General features: G+C 68.8%; 17 protein-coding genes. 4 read left to right on the plus strand and 13 right to left on the minus strand.

The features are described from left to right. From PGN37_RS04250 to PGN37_RS04310, 13 genes are all read right to left on the minus strand, one after another. On the minus strand, positions 1-628 hold a 628-nt coding region (locus PGN37_RS04250), incomplete at its 3' end, for a LacI family DNA-binding transcriptional regulator (protein ID WP_335329787.1). Positions 629-633: 5 nt separating this feature from the next. Then, the gene (locus tag PGN37_RS04255; protein WP_335329788.1) at positions 634-1284 is read right to left on the minus strand and encodes a nucleoside/nucleotide kinase family protein; all 651 of its coding nucleotides are present in this window, start codon (positions 1282-1284) and stop codon (positions 634-636) included. Then, positions 1281-2189: a PfkB family carbohydrate kinase gene (locus PGN37_RS04260; protein WP_335329789.1), complete on the minus strand. Its 909-nt coding sequence runs from the start codon at positions 2187-2189 to the stop codon at positions 1281-1283. Before PGN37_RS04260 ends, PGN37_RS04255 begins: the two co-directional genes overlap by 4 nt. Then, positions 2167-2955 (minus strand): ATP-binding cassette domain-containing protein, encoded by a 789-nt coding sequence (locus PGN37_RS04265; RefSeq protein ID WP_335329790.1) that lies wholly within the window; start codon positions 2953-2955, stop codon positions 2167-2169. Before PGN37_RS04265 ends, PGN37_RS04260 begins: the two co-directional genes overlap by 23 nt. Next, positions 2952-3947, minus strand: a complete 996-nt coding sequence (locus PGN37_RS04270) for an ABC transporter permease (protein WP_335329791.1) — start codon at positions 3945-3947, stop codon at positions 2952-2954. The genes PGN37_RS04265 and PGN37_RS04270 overlap by 4 nt, the downstream gene beginning before the upstream one ends. Next, a complete protein-coding gene (locus PGN37_RS04275) occupies positions 3944-4966 on the minus strand; it encodes a substrate-binding domain-containing protein (protein ID WP_335329792.1) in 1023 nt (340 codons plus the stop codon). Before PGN37_RS04275 ends, PGN37_RS04270 begins: the two co-directional genes overlap by 4 nt. 94 nt (positions 4967-5060) lie before the next feature. Further along, positions 5061-6536, minus strand: a complete 1476-nt coding sequence (locus PGN37_RS04280; RefSeq protein WP_335329793.1) for a sodium:solute symporter — start codon at positions 6534-6536, stop codon at positions 5061-5063. 9 nt (positions 6537-6545) lie between these two features. Next, entirely contained in the window at positions 6546-8147 is a 1602-nt protein-coding gene (locus PGN37_RS04285) for a thiamine pyrophosphate-binding protein (RefSeq protein WP_335329794.1), read from the minus strand. A gap of 195 nt (positions 8148-8342) precedes the next feature. Then, positions 8343-8783, minus strand: a complete 441-nt coding sequence (locus PGN37_RS04290) for an SRPBCC family protein (RefSeq protein ID WP_335329795.1) — start codon at positions 8781-8783, stop codon at positions 8343-8345. Then, positions 8784-9068, minus strand: a complete 285-nt coding sequence (locus PGN37_RS04295) for a GlsB/YeaQ/YmgE family stress response membrane protein (RefSeq protein ID WP_335329796.1) — start codon at positions 9066-9068, stop codon at positions 8784-8786. A 40-nt stretch (positions 9069-9108) separates the two neighbouring features. Continuing rightward, entirely contained in the window at positions 9109-9492 is a 384-nt protein-coding gene (locus PGN37_RS04300; protein ID WP_335329797.1) for an SRPBCC family protein, read from the minus strand. A 23-nt stretch (positions 9493-9515) separates the two neighbouring features. Further along, positions 9516-10283, minus strand: a complete 768-nt coding sequence (locus tag PGN37_RS04305) for a DAPG hydrolase family protein (protein ID WP_335329798.1) — start codon at positions 10281-10283, stop codon at positions 9516-9518. After that, positions 10280-10852: a TetR/AcrR family transcriptional regulator gene (locus tag PGN37_RS04310; protein ID WP_335329799.1), complete on the minus strand. Its 573-nt coding sequence runs from the start codon at positions 10850-10852 to the stop codon at positions 10280-10282. The genes PGN37_RS04305 and PGN37_RS04310 overlap by 4 nt, the downstream gene beginning before the upstream one ends. Positions 10853-11053: 201 nt before the next feature. Between PGN37_RS04310 and PGN37_RS04315 the strand changes: the two genes are divergently transcribed. The 4 genes from PGN37_RS04315 to PGN37_RS04330 are packed head-to-tail and all read left to right on the plus strand — an operon-like array spanning position 11054 to position 15120. Further along, entirely contained in the window at positions 11054-11719 is a 666-nt protein-coding gene (locus PGN37_RS04315) for an HAD-IA family hydrolase (RefSeq protein WP_335329800.1), read from the plus strand. 21 nt (positions 11720-11740) lie between these two features. After that, a complete protein-coding gene (locus tag PGN37_RS04320) occupies positions 11741-12958 on the plus strand; it encodes a sedoheptulose 7-phosphate cyclase (protein WP_335329801.1) in 1218 nt (405 codons plus the stop codon). Continuing rightward, positions 12951-13745 carry an O-methyltransferase gene (locus tag PGN37_RS04325; RefSeq protein WP_335329802.1) on the plus strand — a complete coding sequence of 265 codons (795 nt, stop codon included), beginning with the start codon at positions 12951-12953 and terminating at the stop codon, positions 13743-13745. Before PGN37_RS04320 ends, PGN37_RS04325 begins: the two co-directional genes overlap by 8 nt. Positions 13746-13758: 13 nt before the next feature. Further along, positions 13759-15120: an ATP-grasp enzyme gene (locus tag PGN37_RS04330; RefSeq protein WP_335329803.1), complete on the plus strand. Its 1362-nt coding sequence runs from the start codon at positions 13759-13761 to the stop codon at positions 15118-15120. Position 15121 lies beyond the last annotated feature (1 nt).

The following is a 15121-nucleotide window of genomic DNA, read 5'->3' on the forward strand; positions in this document are numbered from 1 at the left end:
GGGCGGGGTCGAGGGGGATGCCGTGCGCGGCCAGCGCGGCGGCGTACCCGTCGAATCTCTCGACGGTCGAGGAGATTCCGGCGATACCGCGCACCACGGCGACCCGGCGGTGCCCGTGCTCGATCAGGTGCTCGGTGAGGGCGCGCGCTGACTCGACGTTCTCGGGCCCGACCTGATCGCAGTCGATGTCGACGGCGCGGTCGATGAGAACCAGCGGCGTGCCGGTGCGCACGATCGCCGGCAGCGTCGTGCGTTCCGAGCCGGCCGCGGGCGCGACGATCATCCCGTCGGCCTGCCGGTCCAGCAGGGAGTCGGTGACCCGCTTCTCGGATTCCGCGTTGTCGTGGGAATCGCCGACGATCAGGACGTAACCCGCTTCCGAGAGCGCTGTCTCGACCGCGTGTACGAGGTTGCCGAAGTACGGGTTGGTCAACGCCGAGATCGACAGTCCGACTGTGTGGGTGCGCCCGGCCGCCAGCGAGCGCGCCACGCCGTTGCGCCGGTAGCCTGTCTCGGCGATTGCCGTCTCGACCCGCAGGCGCGTGCGGGTGTCGACCCGGCGGGTGCCGTTGATCACGTGCGAGACCGTGGACGCGGAGACCCCGGCCATGCGCGCGACATCGCCCATCGTGGTCATGGCAACCGCAGAACGCGATCGGCCCGCGCCGCTGTCGACTCGATCAGCTGCGCGTTGCGTTCGTCGGATCCCAACGCCCAGAACTCGGCGTCCTCCGGCGACTTCCCGAACGCCTCGTGCCGGCGTACCAGCCGCTCGTGCCGAATCCCGGTGTCGGGGGCCAGGAACCACACCTCGTCGACGCAGGCGCGCGCGGCCGGCCAGGCACCGGAGTCCAGCAGCAGGTAGTTGCCCTCGGTGACCACCAGCGGGATCGACGCGTGCACCGGGATCGACGAGCCGATCGGTTCCTCGATCTCGCGCCGGAACCGCGGGGCATAGATGACGGCATCCCCGTCGCGCTGCGCACGCAGCGCGGCCAGCAGCCGCGCGTACCCGTCGTCGTCGAAGGTGTCGTGTGCGCCCTTGCGGTCCCGCCGACCCAGGTCGAGCAGCACCTCGTTGGCCAGGTGGAAGCCGTCCATCGGCACGAGCACCGCATCGGCCGGTCCGAGCGCGTCGACGAGTTGCTCTGCAACGGTGGACTTTCCGGCTCCCGGCGCGCCGGTGAGCCCGAGGATGCGCCGCGTGCCGGGCGTGACCAGCGCCCGCGCCCAGCCGATCAGCTGCTCGAGGGTGGCCCTGTCGACGTCCTGCTCGATGGTCACCGTTGCCGCCTTCGATCGTGAGGGAGTTCGGCCAGCCAGGCCCGCGGTCCGATCACCGAGCACCGCAGCGCGGCGATCCGCGCCGCGGCCTCGATGCGCTCGGTCAGGCGGACTGCACCGGCCGCACCGAAGTAGCAGTATGCGCCGTGGAATGCGTCTCCGGCACCCAGGGTGTCGCGCACCTCGACCGCAGGCACGGTGACGCTGCCGGATTCGCCGTTCGACCACCACCGGACCGGAGCCGCACCGCCGGTGATCACGACGGTGGGCACACCGTTGCCGAGGAGCGCGGCGGCGGTGGCCTCGGCGCTGTCGGCGCCGGGGGTGCGAAAGTCGCCGGAGCACACCATGTCCGGCGCGTGCGCGACGAGATCACTCATCACCGGTTTCCAGCGGCCCGCGTCGACGACGCACGGCACCTGCGCCGCGGCGGCCGAGCGCGCCGCGGCCACCCCGATGACGGGGTGGTGCCCGTCGACGAGGACGACGTCGGCACCGGCGACGAGGTCGTCGAGGGCAGCCGGTGCCGCGGCATCGGAGGCCACGGCGTCCAGGGAAACCACCGACCGGTCCCCGGTCGCTTCCACTACCGACACGCTGGACACCGGAACGGGCCGTACCGTGCCGGCCGCCGCGTCGATCACCTCGACACCGTGTGCCACCAGGTCGCTGCGGACGAGGTCGGCCACCGGGTCGGTACCCAGCGCGGTGACGAGCACCGCGTCGCCGCCGAGCGCGGCGAACGTCACCGCCGCATTGGCGGCAGGGCCGCCGGCTGCGACGAATTGCGCTGCCGCGGTGATTTTCTGGTTCGCTGCGGGTGGCTCGGCGATGCGGTGGATGACGTCGAGGGTCGCCAGGCCGACGAAGACCCCCCGCGGTTCAGAGGCCGGCGCGTTCCTCATCGGTCGGCTCCTCCGCGCCGGTCATCAATGCCACCACCTCGGACATCGACCGCTGCTTCGGGTCGACGACGCCGGCGCGCTGACCCAGCCGGTGGATGTGGATACGGTCCGCCACTTCGAAGACGTGCGGCATGTCGTGGCTGATGAGCACCACCGGAATGCCTCGGTCCCGAATGGATTTGATCAGGTCGATCACCTGACCCGACTCCCGCACACCGAGCGCGGCGGTCGGCTCGTCCATGATGATCACACCGCGTCCGAAAGCCGCCGCACGGGCCACCGCGACACCTTGGCGCTGCCCGCCGGACAGCGTCTCGACGGCCTGGCTGACCGCCTTGATACCGATCTTCAGATCGGACAGGTGCTGGGAGGCGTCCTGTCGCATCCGCGGCATGTCGAGGCGACGGAAGACGCTGCCCGCGATGCCTTTTCGCCGGACCTCTCGGCCTAGGTACAGGTTGGAGGCGATGTCGAGGGCCGGCACCACCGCGAGGTCCTGGTACACCGTTTCGATCCCGGCGGCCCGCGCGTCGCGGGTGTTCTTGAACGACACCGGTTGGCCGTTCATCAGGATCTGACCGGAGTCCGGAATCACCGCGCCCGCAAGCGCTTTGATCAGACTGCTCTTGCCCGCACCGTTGTCGCCGATGACGGCGAGCACCTCCCCGGCGCGCAGCTCGAAGTCGGCGCCGTTGATCGCGGTCACGTTCCCGTACTTCTTGACCAGGCCGTGCGCTTCCAGAGCTGGGTTCGTCGTGGTGGTCACCGTGACCTCCTGCGGGTGAACTGGTCCAGAGCCACCGCGACGATCACCAGGACTCCGGTGGCGATGTTCTGATAGAGGTTGTCGACGCCGGCCTGGGTGAGCCCGTTGCGCAGCACGCCGACGATCAGCGTGCCGACCAGGGTGCCGCCCACGCCACCGCGACCGCCGAACAGGCTGGTCCCGCCGATGACCACCGCGGTGATGGTCTCGAGGTTGGCGTTCTGGTAGGCGTTCGGGTCGGCGTTGGGGATGCGTCCGAGCGCCGCCCACGCCGCGATCGCGGCGATCACGCCCGTGGTGACGTACACCGACAGCAGCACCCGGCCGGACTTGATGCCGGACAGATCGGATGCCTGCGGGTTGCCGCCGACCGCGTACACGTGCTTGCCCCAAGCGGTTTGGGATAGCGCGTACCACGTCACGAGATAGACCAGCAGCATCGCGACGACACCGAACGTCGTCGAGAACGTCCCGATCCGGAACGACGTGCCCAGGAACGTCAGCGGACCCGGCGTCACCCGGTAGGTCTCCGAGCCGGCCAGCAACCTGGTGGCGGCCTGGATCGCGGTGAACGTTCCGAGGGTGACGATGAACGGAGGCAATCGCAGGGCGGTGACGAGCCCGCCGTTGAGCGCGCCGAACACCACGCACACCAGCAGCGTGGAGCCCAGGGCGACGACCGGCCCGTTCGCGCCGGCACTCTGGGCCATCACGATGGTGCCGAAGACGGCGACCGCCCCGATCGACAGGTCGATTCCGGAGGTCAGGATGATCAGCGTCTGCCCGACCGCCAGGATGCCCACGACCACCGACTGCTGCAGGATCAGCGACACGTTCTGCGGCTCGAGGAACGAGTCGGAGATGACGCTGAAGATGATGATCGCCAGCACGAGAGCGACCAGCGGGCCCAGCAGGGGTTCACGCAGGAGGTTCGATACGCTCAGCCGACTCGACAGCGACGGCTTCGTCTGTGGTGCAACGCCGCTCGTCATGACCCGGCGGTACCCCAGCAGTTCTGCTCACCCCAGGCGGTGTCCTTCGACGGCAGGCCCGGCATGGGCTTGTCGGTGATGAGTTCGGAACCGGTGTCGTTGAAGCCGCTGGGCTTGGTGCCGTCCTTGGCGAACTTGACGACTGCCTGCACGCCGAGCTCGGCCATCTTCGCCGGGAACTGCATCACCGTCGCACCGATCTTGCCGGCCTTGACGTCGGCCACACCGGTGCAGCTGCCGTCGATCGAGCCGATGGTGATCTGCGCGGCCCGGCCGGCCGACTGGATGGCCTGGTAGGCGCCGGCGGCGGCCGGCTCGTTGATCGTGTAGAGCGCGTTGATCTGCGGCGCGCGCTGCAGGATGTTCTCCATCGCGGTCTGCGCCTTGGTCTGATCGCCGTTGGTGTTCTCCTGGCCGACGATCTCCGGCGAGTTGTTCGTGATGCCGAAGCCTTCGAGGAAGCCGTCGTGGCGGAACGTGTCGACGGTGCCGCCGGGGGTGCCGTCGAGCATCACGACCTGCGGGGCGGCGGAGCCGATGGCCGCCTTGACCCACTTGCCCTGGCTGACGCCAGCGGCCTTGTTGTCGGTGGCGAACGTGGCGTCGACGGCGTCCTCGGGGTCGGTGGCGGTGTCGAGCGCGATGACGATGACGCCCGCGTCGCGGGCCCGCTTGATCGCGTCGAGCACGCCGGTCGACGAGTTCGGCGTGATCAGAATGCCTTTGACGCCCTGGCCGACCATGTTCTCGATCGCGGTGACCTGGCCTTCGTTGTCGCCGTCGAAGGCTCCGGCGAGCGCCACCAACTGGGCGCCGTCCTTGTCGGCCTGCGCCTGTGCGGCTTCGCGCAGCTTGACGAAGTAGGGGTTGGAGTCGGTCTTGGTGATCAGGCCGACCTTGACGCTGTCCGATCCGGAGCCGCCGCTACACCCCGTCACGCCCAGCACCAGTGAACCGGCCATCAGCACCGATCCGATCGCGAACGTCGCGCCCTTGCGCCTGCCAACGGTGCCGACCATGTGGACTCCCTCGTCCCCGGGCGGCGCCCGACGCGCCGCGGTTGGACGGGAGCCTAAGACGAAGGCAAGCGCTTGCGCATGCGCTTTCGCGAAATTAGTGCGAACCCGTTTTCGCGGCGTCCGTCCGCTCGTCGCCTGCCAGCCGGGCATCCCACTCGGCCAGCACCTCCGGCGCGGTCTTCGGGGTGGCGAGGCTGGCGACGACGTACACGACGAGGCTCGCGGCGAGGCCGTAGTAGATCGGCTCGTTGGCCAACACGTCACCGACCACGGCCATCGTGCCGAGAGTGACGACGGTGCCCACCGCCATGGACCACAGCGCGCCGGTGCCGGTCGCCCGCCGCCACAGGAATCCGCCGAGGATGGCGACCAGCAGTCCGCCGACCAGGATGTCGTAGGCGATGGTCAGGGCGGCCACCACGTCGTCGAGCAGCGCCGCGATCACGATCACCACGATGCCCAGGGCCACCACGTAGCGCCGGTCGGAGTGCACGTCCCGCTCTGCGTCGGGGGCGGTCTTCACGGGGCGGCCGACAATCCGCGCCAGCAGCGGGGTGACATCGGTGCGGGCCACGGTGGCGGTGGCGATCAACGCACCCGAGGCCGTCGACATCATCGCCGCCACTGCCGCGGCCAGCACGAGGCCGCTGATGCCCACGGGCAGAATGGTTTCCGCGATCTGGGCGTACACGTCGTCGGAGGTTTCCACGTCGGGCAGGAAGGTCGAGGCCGCCGTCCCGATCAGCGCACCCGCGATCCCGTACAGCACGCAGTAGAGCGCCGCCGTGGTGCCACCCCACTTCGCGACCTGCGGCGAGCGGGCGGTGAAGACCCGCTGCCAGATGTCCTGGCCGATGAGCATGCCGAAGCTGTAGACCACAAAAAACGTGATGATGGTGGGCAATCCGATGTGACCGAGATCGAATGCCGCGTCACCTGCGCGCTCCCGGATGCCGGCGAAGCCACCTGCCTTGCTGAGCGTGAACGGCAACAGCAGGGCGAAGATGCCGATGGTCTTGAGGACGAACTGCACCATGTCGGTCAGCGTGATCGACCACATGCCGCCGATCGACGAGTAGAGCATCACGGTGAGGCCGCCGATCAGGACCGAGATCGTGCGATCGGTTCCAAACAACACGTTGAACACCGTCGCGTAGGCGATCGTCGACGTCACCGACAGCATCAATGTGTAGGCGGCCATCACGATGCCGGACGCCGATGTCGCATCGACGTCGTAGCGCAGCCGCAGCATCTGCGCGACGGTGTACACCTTGAGCCGTTGGATGCGACCGGCGAACAGCAGGCTCAGCGCCAGGAGTCCGACGGCGATCGCGACGACCAGCCACATGCCCGACAGACCCCACTTGTAGCCGAGGCCGACGCCACCGACGGTGGATGCGCCGCCGAGCACCACCGCGGCCATCGTGCCCGTGTAGAGGGTGGGGCCCAGACGCCGTCCGGCGACGAGGAAGTCGGCCGAATCCTTGGTCCTGGTCTTGCCCCAGAAGCCGAATGCCAGCATGGCGAGGAGGTAGACGACGATGATCGCGATGTCGAGCGGCTTGCCCATGGTGACCTCCTAGGTGGCTGCGAACATCCGCAGCGTTGCGGGAAGGATGACGACGACGGGGCCGCGGGTGTCGAAGGTGCGGGCCACGACGTCGCCGACGTCGGCCAGGGTGGCCGTGTGCGCGGGAACACCGAAACTGGTTGAGAGCGCAGCGAAGTCGGGGCGAGCCAGTTCGGTGGCAGTGGCCTGGCCGAACTCCTCGGTCATGTATTCGCGCAGGATTCCGTAGCCGCCGTCGTCGACGATCAACCAGGTGACGTCCGCATCGTGCTGACGCGCGGTGGCCAGTTCGGCGATCGAGTACATCGCCCCGCCATCGCCGGACACGGCCAGCGTCCGCTGCCCGGTGCCGATCGCGGCCGCCAGCGCGGCAGGGAAGGCGAAGCCCAGGCCCCCGGCACCCTGGGCGGAGTGGAACTGCCCGTCGCGCGGATCCCACGCCGACCACGCCCAGTACGCGGCGATCGTCATATCCCAAAATGTCTGCGCGGCAGCGGGAGTCGCGGATCTGAGGGCACGCATCAACGCCAGTTCGTCACCCACGTCCTGGCTGGCGAGACGGTCCTCGACGGCCGCCCGCAGAGCCGCGGCGATGCCGGCGCCCGCCGTCGCCCGACGAGGTGTCACCAGCCCCGCGATCGCGGTCAGGGCTCGGGCGGCGTCGGCGTGCACAGCCAACGCCGGGTGATTGGCCCCCAGCACGCGCGCCTCGGCATCGACGTGGACGATCGTGCCCGACGGCTGCAGGCTCCAGTAGTTGCTCGTCACCTCGCCCATCGCGGTCCCGACCGCCAGCAGCACGTCGGCACCGGCCAGCAGGTCGGTGGTGTGGCGGTCCTCGATCCACGAGCCGGCGGACAGGGGGTGGTCGAAACCGATCGCACCCTTGCCGCCGACGGTCGACACCACCGGCGCATCCAGCAGTTCGGCGAGGGCGACCAGTGCCTGCGGGCCGCCCGGCGAGCGGCGGACCCCTCCCCCGGCGAGGATCACGGGTCGATGCGCAGCGTCCAGCAGCGCCGCAGCCTCTGCGACCACGTCCTCCCGGGGAGCCCGGGTGGCGACGGAGGTGACCACCGAGGTCACCGGCGGCACGGCGGCCGTGTCGAGCAGCACGTCCTGCGGGATCTCGACCCACGTCGGTCCGGCGGGCGCCGACTGCGCCAGCGACCAGGCGTCCGCCAGCAGACTCGGCAGCTGTGCCGAGTTCATGGCCACTGCAGTGCTTTTCGTGACGTTGCGCGCGCTGCGCGCCTGATCGTCGAGTTGGTGGAGGGCACCACGGCGCAGACCCATGGCCGCCCGGGGCACCTGGCTCGCGATCACCAGCACGGGCACCCCGGTCGCGTACGCCTCCTGCAGCGCACCGAGCGCGGTCAGGGCCCCAGGTCCGGTCGACAGGAACAGGACTCCGACGTCACCGGTGGCGCGGGCGTAGCCGTCGGCGCCGAACGCCGAGTTGTTCTCGACCCGGGAGCTGACGAAGGTCAGTCCGCTCCGGCGGATGGCGTCGAACAACCCGAGAGCGTTCTGTCCGGGAATCCCGAACACGTGGGACACACCGAGTCCCGTCAACGTCTCGACGACGACATCGCCACCGTTGCGGTCCATGCGGGTCCTTGTGGGGGTGAGGGTCATGTGGTGCGGCTCACGCTAAAGCCGCACCCACCCTCCCGCAAGCAGTTCGGTCGCGGCTATCACGCGCATGATCACGATCTGCCGGCCGGGGCGGAGATTGTGGCGCACTCCCGACGCCATCGCGATCGATGGCGCAGGATGTGTGCGTCGTGGCGCTCCGAAAAATCTTCACCCGCCTTTGACGGCGAGCACCCTCTTACGCAGTCCGTCGGTGGCGGTCTCCATCAGACCCTTGGCGCCTCGTTTGATCAGGAATCCCGGCAGAGGCACGGTGGGGTCGACGGTGAGCTCGAACATCACCCGGGTGCGGTCACCATCGGGGGTCAGCGTGTAGCGGCCCTCCTGTGCACGCTGCTGCTGGGAACTGACCAGCGTCCAGCTGACCCCGTCGTCATGCACCGAGTAGTCGAGCACCTGCTCGTCGCTGACCCCGACGATCTTGACCACCTGCCGGGACCGTTTCGGCCGACCCTCCTCGTCACGCTCGAGGATCTCGACTTTCTGGTGCGTCGAGGACCATTCGGTCAGCGACTCGAGGTCGTAGAGCACATCCAGGATCTCTGCGGGAGACGCTTCGATGACGGTCTCGCGCGTTTCGGTGACTGCCATCTAGACGCGGGGTCCGGTGCTGCGCTTGCCGGTGATGCCGAGGTAGGCCGCGATCAGCACGACGGCGACGATGATGCCGACCAGGAACGGGATGATCGCGAAGCCGCCGTTGGAGTTCGAGTAGCCCGCCACGTTGTAGGTCACCCAGGAGCCCAGGAACGAGCCGAGTGCACCCAGCACGATGGTCATGATGACGCCGATGTTCTGCTTGCCCGGCATGACCAGCCGCGCAAGCACGCCGACGATCAACCCGACGATGATCGCGCCGATGATTGTTCCGATCATGATGTTCTCCTCGCGCAGCTGTGACCCGACGGCGGGATGATTACCCGTCCGCGCCGAAATCAACCGCCATGTCTCCGATCCGGCGCAGACCCACAGCGAGCACCGGGAGGTAGGCGGGCGCCCACACGGGTGCACTCATCCAGGCTCGGCACCCGCCCGCGGCCGGTTCGACGCCGTGGCGGGTCGCCGGCACACCGGCCACCCGCCACGCCCACGTCCGACCCGGATCCAGTTCGGTGATGGTGAAGGGCAACGGAACGCCCACGGGTGTCCACACCCGGCCGGTCGCGCCGAGTTCGAAGCCGCCGCGGTCCAATTCGGCACCAGCGACAGTCGGTCCCCAGACCGGCCAGGCGTCGAGGTCGACCAGAAGCTGCCACACCGAGTCGGCGGGCGCGGGAATCCGTCTGCTCACTGTCCACACCGGCGCGGAGTACCCGCGCCGGCTCAGCTGAATCGGCGGTACAGGGCGGGCAGGAAGCCGGCGAGGTGGTTCATCTCCTGCGCACAGTGCACCAGCAGATCGCGCGGGTCGGGTAATTGCAGTCCAGCTATCGGTCGAATGAGCCTGCCGGCCAAGGGAATCGGGCGCCGGAACTGTACATGTGGGCCGCCCAGCCAGAACCGTGACCGCATCTCGGCACCGTTGCCCGTCGGCCGCACCTGATGGACCAGCCAGCCGATGTCGACGGGAAGATCGGCCGAGCCGAGCCGCGCGCACACCGTCGCCGTCGACACATCGACGGGCACACCCAGGTCCTCGGGGGCGACGAAGCGGATCGCCGCCCGGGTGAACGCCGACCCGAGGTACTCCTCGACGAGCGACGTCCGGCCGATGTAGCTGCCGTCGCCGCCCCCGTCGGCCCAGCGCGCGGACACATGCGCACGCGGGTGCCACAGCTTGTAGCGACGGCCATCGCTGCCGTGCCAGCCGAACCACCAGTCCCACATCGCCGGGGTCACCCCGAACATGTCGGTGCGGACCGCCACGCGCGCTTCGCCCGCGCGCGACCATCCGTACCCGGTCTCCGTCGCGTGATACCCCTCGTCGAAAAGCTCTGCTACACCGTCGAAGTCGAGCAGCAGCGGGGCCGCCTGGGCACCGTGGTGCAGCGCGTCGACGACGTGGCCGGGCAGAGGACTCATCCGGGAATCGAAGAACTCGCCCCACGCGGTGTCGGCGTCGCCCGCCCGATATCCCAGATAGCCCGTCACCGCACGGAGTCTTCACCCGTTCCGAGCAGCATGTCCACCGCGCCGGCCAGCGCGGCGTCATCGGGGGTCATGCCGCCCATCAGCGATGGGCAGGCCACTACCCCGGTGAGCATCGACAGCGCCGCGTCCAGCCGCGCTCCGGCGAAACGCTGCGCCAGAAGCGCCCGCAGCCCCCGCTGAGCCTCGGCGGTGATGCGGTCGCGCAACGGCCCAGCGCCGGCACCCGCTCCTCCGTCGGCCAGTCCGCACAACACCCGGTCCAGCCGCAGATCGGCCAGGGAGCCGCGGAACGCTGTCAGCTCGGCGACCAGGTCGGCGCGCAGGTCGCCGGTGGGCCGCGGGTGAGGCAAGCAGCCGAGCGCGTCGAGGGCCAACCGCAGCAGGTCGAGCCGCGACGGCCAGTGCGCGTACAACGTGGTCTTCGAGTAGCCGGCCCGCTCGGCCACGCGGGCATGGGTGAGCTCGTCGAAGCCGTCGGACCTCAGCACCTCCAGCGCCGCGCGCGAGACATCGCTACGTGTGCGGGCCACCCGCGCGTCCTCTACCGGTGTGTCCGCACTGCTGGGCACGGTGGCACCTTCCCTTCTGGGTGTGTCACCAACGCGTCAGAATCTGAATCGATGAACGGGGTTTTCATTAGTGACTTGCCTGTGTACTAATGAACTGTAGATCCAGAAACGGTCAATCGACAGCTTTTCCTCCGATCCGCGTCCAGCACCCGGCGCCCGAGGAGTCACGCTCGAAAATCTCATTCTGAGAAGGGAATTCCCATGCCCGCCATTCTTTTCGGATCGATCAGCACACTCGCCGACACCTCCGAGCTGCAGCGCCAGGCCTTCAACGACGCGTTCGCCCAGCACGGCCTCGACTGGAACTGGTCGCAGGACGACTACCGCAGCATGCTCGGCGGCAACGGCGGCGCCCAGCGCATCGCCGACTTCGCGGCCGAACGCGGCGAGGACGTCGACGCCGCCGCCGTGCACGCCACCAAATCGCAACTGTTTCAGCAGCTTCTGGGTGAGGTCACGCTGATCCTGCGACCCGGGGTCCGCGAGACCATCGAGCACGCGAAGGCCGCCGGACACAAGCTCGGGTTCGTCACCACGACCTCCAAAGCCAATGTCGACGCGCTGCTGGCCGCCCTCGATCCCCAGGTCGACGCGTCCACGTTCGACGTCATCGTCTACGACGACCACGTCGAGGAGAAGAAGCCCGCACCCGCGGCCTACGTTCTGGCGCTGGACTGGCTCGGTCTCGACTCCGCCGACGCCGTCGCCATCGAGGACAACGTCGGCGGCGTGCGGGCCGCCCGCGCCGCCGGGCTGCGCTGCATCGCCTTCCCCAACGCCAACACCTCCGGCGCCGAGTTCGCCGACGCCACCGACACCGCCGACCAGCTCGACGCCGACCGCGTCGTCTCCCTGGCCGCCGCCTGAGCACCCGAACGGACACCTTCCATGAGCGACCTCACCGCCCGAGTCACGGCCTCGGAGCGCAACTTCCACGTCGAAGGCTACGAGCGCATCGCGTATGACCTGACCTACGTCGACGGCGTCTTCGACGTGGCCAATCGCGAGCTGGCCGAGGCCTACCTGCCCTACGGCCGCACCCTGATGGTGATCGACGAGGTGGTCTACGACCTCTACCGCGACAGCATCGACGCCTACTTCGCCCACTACGGGATCGCATTGACGGTCATCGGCGTGCACATCCACGAAACCGCGAAGTCCCTGGAGACGTTCGAGCGCATCGTCACCGCGTTCGACGAATTCGGCCTGGTGCGCACCGAGCCGGTGCTGGTCGTCGGTGGCGGATTGACCACCGACGTCGCAGGTTTCGCGTGCGCAAGCTACCGACGCAACACGCCTTACCTGCGCATCCCGACCACACTCATCGGCCTGATCGATGCCAGCGTGTCGATCAAGGTCGCGGTCAACCACGGGCACCACAAGAACCGGCTCGGTGCCTACCACGCGTCGCGGCAGGTGTTCCTGGACTTCTCCTTCCTCAAGACGCTGCCCGAGGACCAGATCCGCAACGGGATGGCCGAGCTGATCAAGATCTCGGTGGTCGGCAACGCCGAGATCTTCGACATGCTGGAACGTTTCGGCCCCGAACTGCTCTCCACACGCTTCGGCCACCTCGGTGGCGACGAGCGGCTGCGTGCGGTCGCGCACCGGCTGACCTACGAGGCGATCGCCACGATGCTGGAGCTCGAGGCACCCAACCTGCACGAGATCGACCTCGACCGCGTGATCGCGTTCGGGCACACGTGGAGTCCCACGCTGGAGCTGACCCCACCGACGCCGTTCTTCCACGGTCACGCCATCAACATCGACATGGCGCTGTCGGTGACGCTCGCCGAGCGGCGCGGGCTGCTCACCGCCGGTGATCGCGACCGCGTGCTGACGACGATGAGCGCGCTCGGGTTGTCGCTGGATTCGCCGTACCTGACGCCCGAGCTGCTCGAGACGGCGACTGCGGCGATCCTGCGCACGCGCGACGGCATCCTGCGGGCCGCGGTCCCCGACCCGATCGGCACCTGCCGCTTCCTCAACGACGTGACCGTCGACGAACTCGTCGACACGCTCACGCTGCACAAGAAGCTATGCGCGGAGTTCGACCGCGGAGGGGACGGCGTCGATGCCTTCACCTACGCCACCATCGATGCCTGACACGGTCGCCGCACCCCGGCCGGTCACACCGACCTCGATACTCGCCGCGCAGCTCACCGAGCTGTGCGCGGAGTTGAGTGACACTCTGGATCATGCTGTCTTGGCACGTCTTTCGAGTGTGCGTGACCTGGCGGCCGGACTGGACCCCTACGTGGCCGCAGCCACCAGCGGGGAGTCGCCGGCGCTGGCCGAGCTGGCCCGCGCCACACGCGCCCAGCCGTGGCGCGACGGCCTGGAGCAGGAGATGCTCTCCGGCCACGTCGAGGCTCAGCTGCTGAAGTTCCTGGTTCGGATGTCCTCGGCGGTGCGGGTTCTCGAGATCGGCATGTTCACCGGGTATTCCGCGTTGGCGATGGCCGAGGCGCTGCCCGATGTCGGCACCGTGGTGGCGTGCGAGATCGACGCCGAGGCAGCCGCAGTGGCGCGTGCGGGGTTCGACCGGTCCGACGTCGGGCACCGCATCCGCATCGAGCTCGGCCCGGCGCTCGACACGGTGCGCCGACTGGCTGCCGCCGGGGAGGAATCGTTCGACTTCGTGTTCATCGACGCCGACAAGGGCGGCTACCAGGAGTATCTCGACCTGCTGCTGGACTCCTCGCTGCTGGCCCCCGACGCGGTGATCGCCGTCGACAACACGTTGATGCAGGGCCAACCGTGGACCGACACGACCACCGAGAACGGTTCGGCCATCGCCGAATTCAATCGGGCGCTGACCGCCGACCCGCGGACCGAGCAGGTGCTGATCCCCGTGCGCGACGGGCTCACCCTGATCCGCCCCCTTCCCTGATGGTGATGCAGAGATGACCCTCGCCACGCACCCCACAGACCGGGCCGCCCCGGCGGGTGCGGTGCGGCGTCACGCCCGACCACGTGACGCCGCCCGCACCCTCTCCGTCCTCGCCGGACTGGCCGCTACCCTGCCCGTCGACCTCGCGATCACCGCCGGCGCGCTGGCCCGCCGCGCTCCCCGCCCGACGACCCGCACCGCCGACACCCGGCGCACGGTGCTCGTCAGCGGCGGCAAGATGACCAAGGCCCTGCACCTAACGCGCGCATTCCATCTGGCCGGGCACCGGGTGGTGCTCGCCGAGTCGGCCAAGTACCGCCTCACCGGACATCGCTTCTCCCGCGCGGTCGACGCCTTCCACTGCACCCCCGAGCCGACCGATTCGCGCTATCCGCAGGCGTTGGCGGACATCATCATTGGTGAGGGTGTGGACGTCTTCGTGCCGGTGTCCAGCCCGGCGGCCAGTGTGCCCGAGGCGGCCGTGCAGGAACTCGTCGGCGATCGCTGTCAGGTGCTGCACGGCTCGGCCGCGCTGATCGCGACACTGGACGACAAGCGGGACTTCAGCACGCTGTGCGCCTCGCTGGACCTGTCGGTGCCTGAATCCCAGCTGATCACCGACGCGAGCGAGGTTGCCCGGTTCGACTTCGTACCCGGCCGGTCCTACGTGCTCAAACGCCTCGCCTACAACCCCATCGGCCGTACCGACCTGACCCGACTGCGTCGCGAGACACCAGACCTCAACACTGAATTCGCCCGCTCGCTCGACATCTCACCCAGTGATCCCTGGCTCCTGCAGGAGTACGTGGAGGGCCAGGAGTACTGCACGCACTCGACGCTACGCGACGGCGTCGTCACCGTGTACGGCTGCTGTGAGTCGTCGGCGGTTCAGCTGAACTACCGGTACGTCGAGAAGCCGCAGATCCGTTCCTGGGTCGAGCACTTCGCGGCGTCGACCGGTGTCAGCGGCCAGATCTCGTTCGATTTCATCGAGGGCCCCGACGGCCGGCCCTACGCCATCGAATGCAATCCACGTACCCACAGCGCGATCACGATGTTCCACGACCATCCCGACGTGGCGCACGCGTATCTGACCGACGGGCATCCGACGATCACGCCGCTGCCCGACTCGACGCCGACCTACTGGATCTATCACGAACTGTGGCGGCTGCTGCGCGGTCCCGACCGGCTGCGCCGCATGCGAGTGATCGCCCGCGGCCGCGACGCGATCTTCGCGGCGTGGGATCCGCTCCCGTACCTGTGCGTGTACCACCTGCAGATCCCGGCACTGCTCGTCAGCAACCTGCGACAGCGCCGCGGGTGGAGCCGTATCGACTTCAACATCGGCAAGCTCGTCGAGAACGGCGGGGATTGAC

The organism is Mycobacterium kyogaense, assembly GCF_036946525.1.
Taxonomy (GTDB): Bacteria; Actinomycetota; Actinomycetes; order Mycobacteriales; family Mycobacteriaceae; genus Mycobacterium; species Mycobacterium kyogaense_A.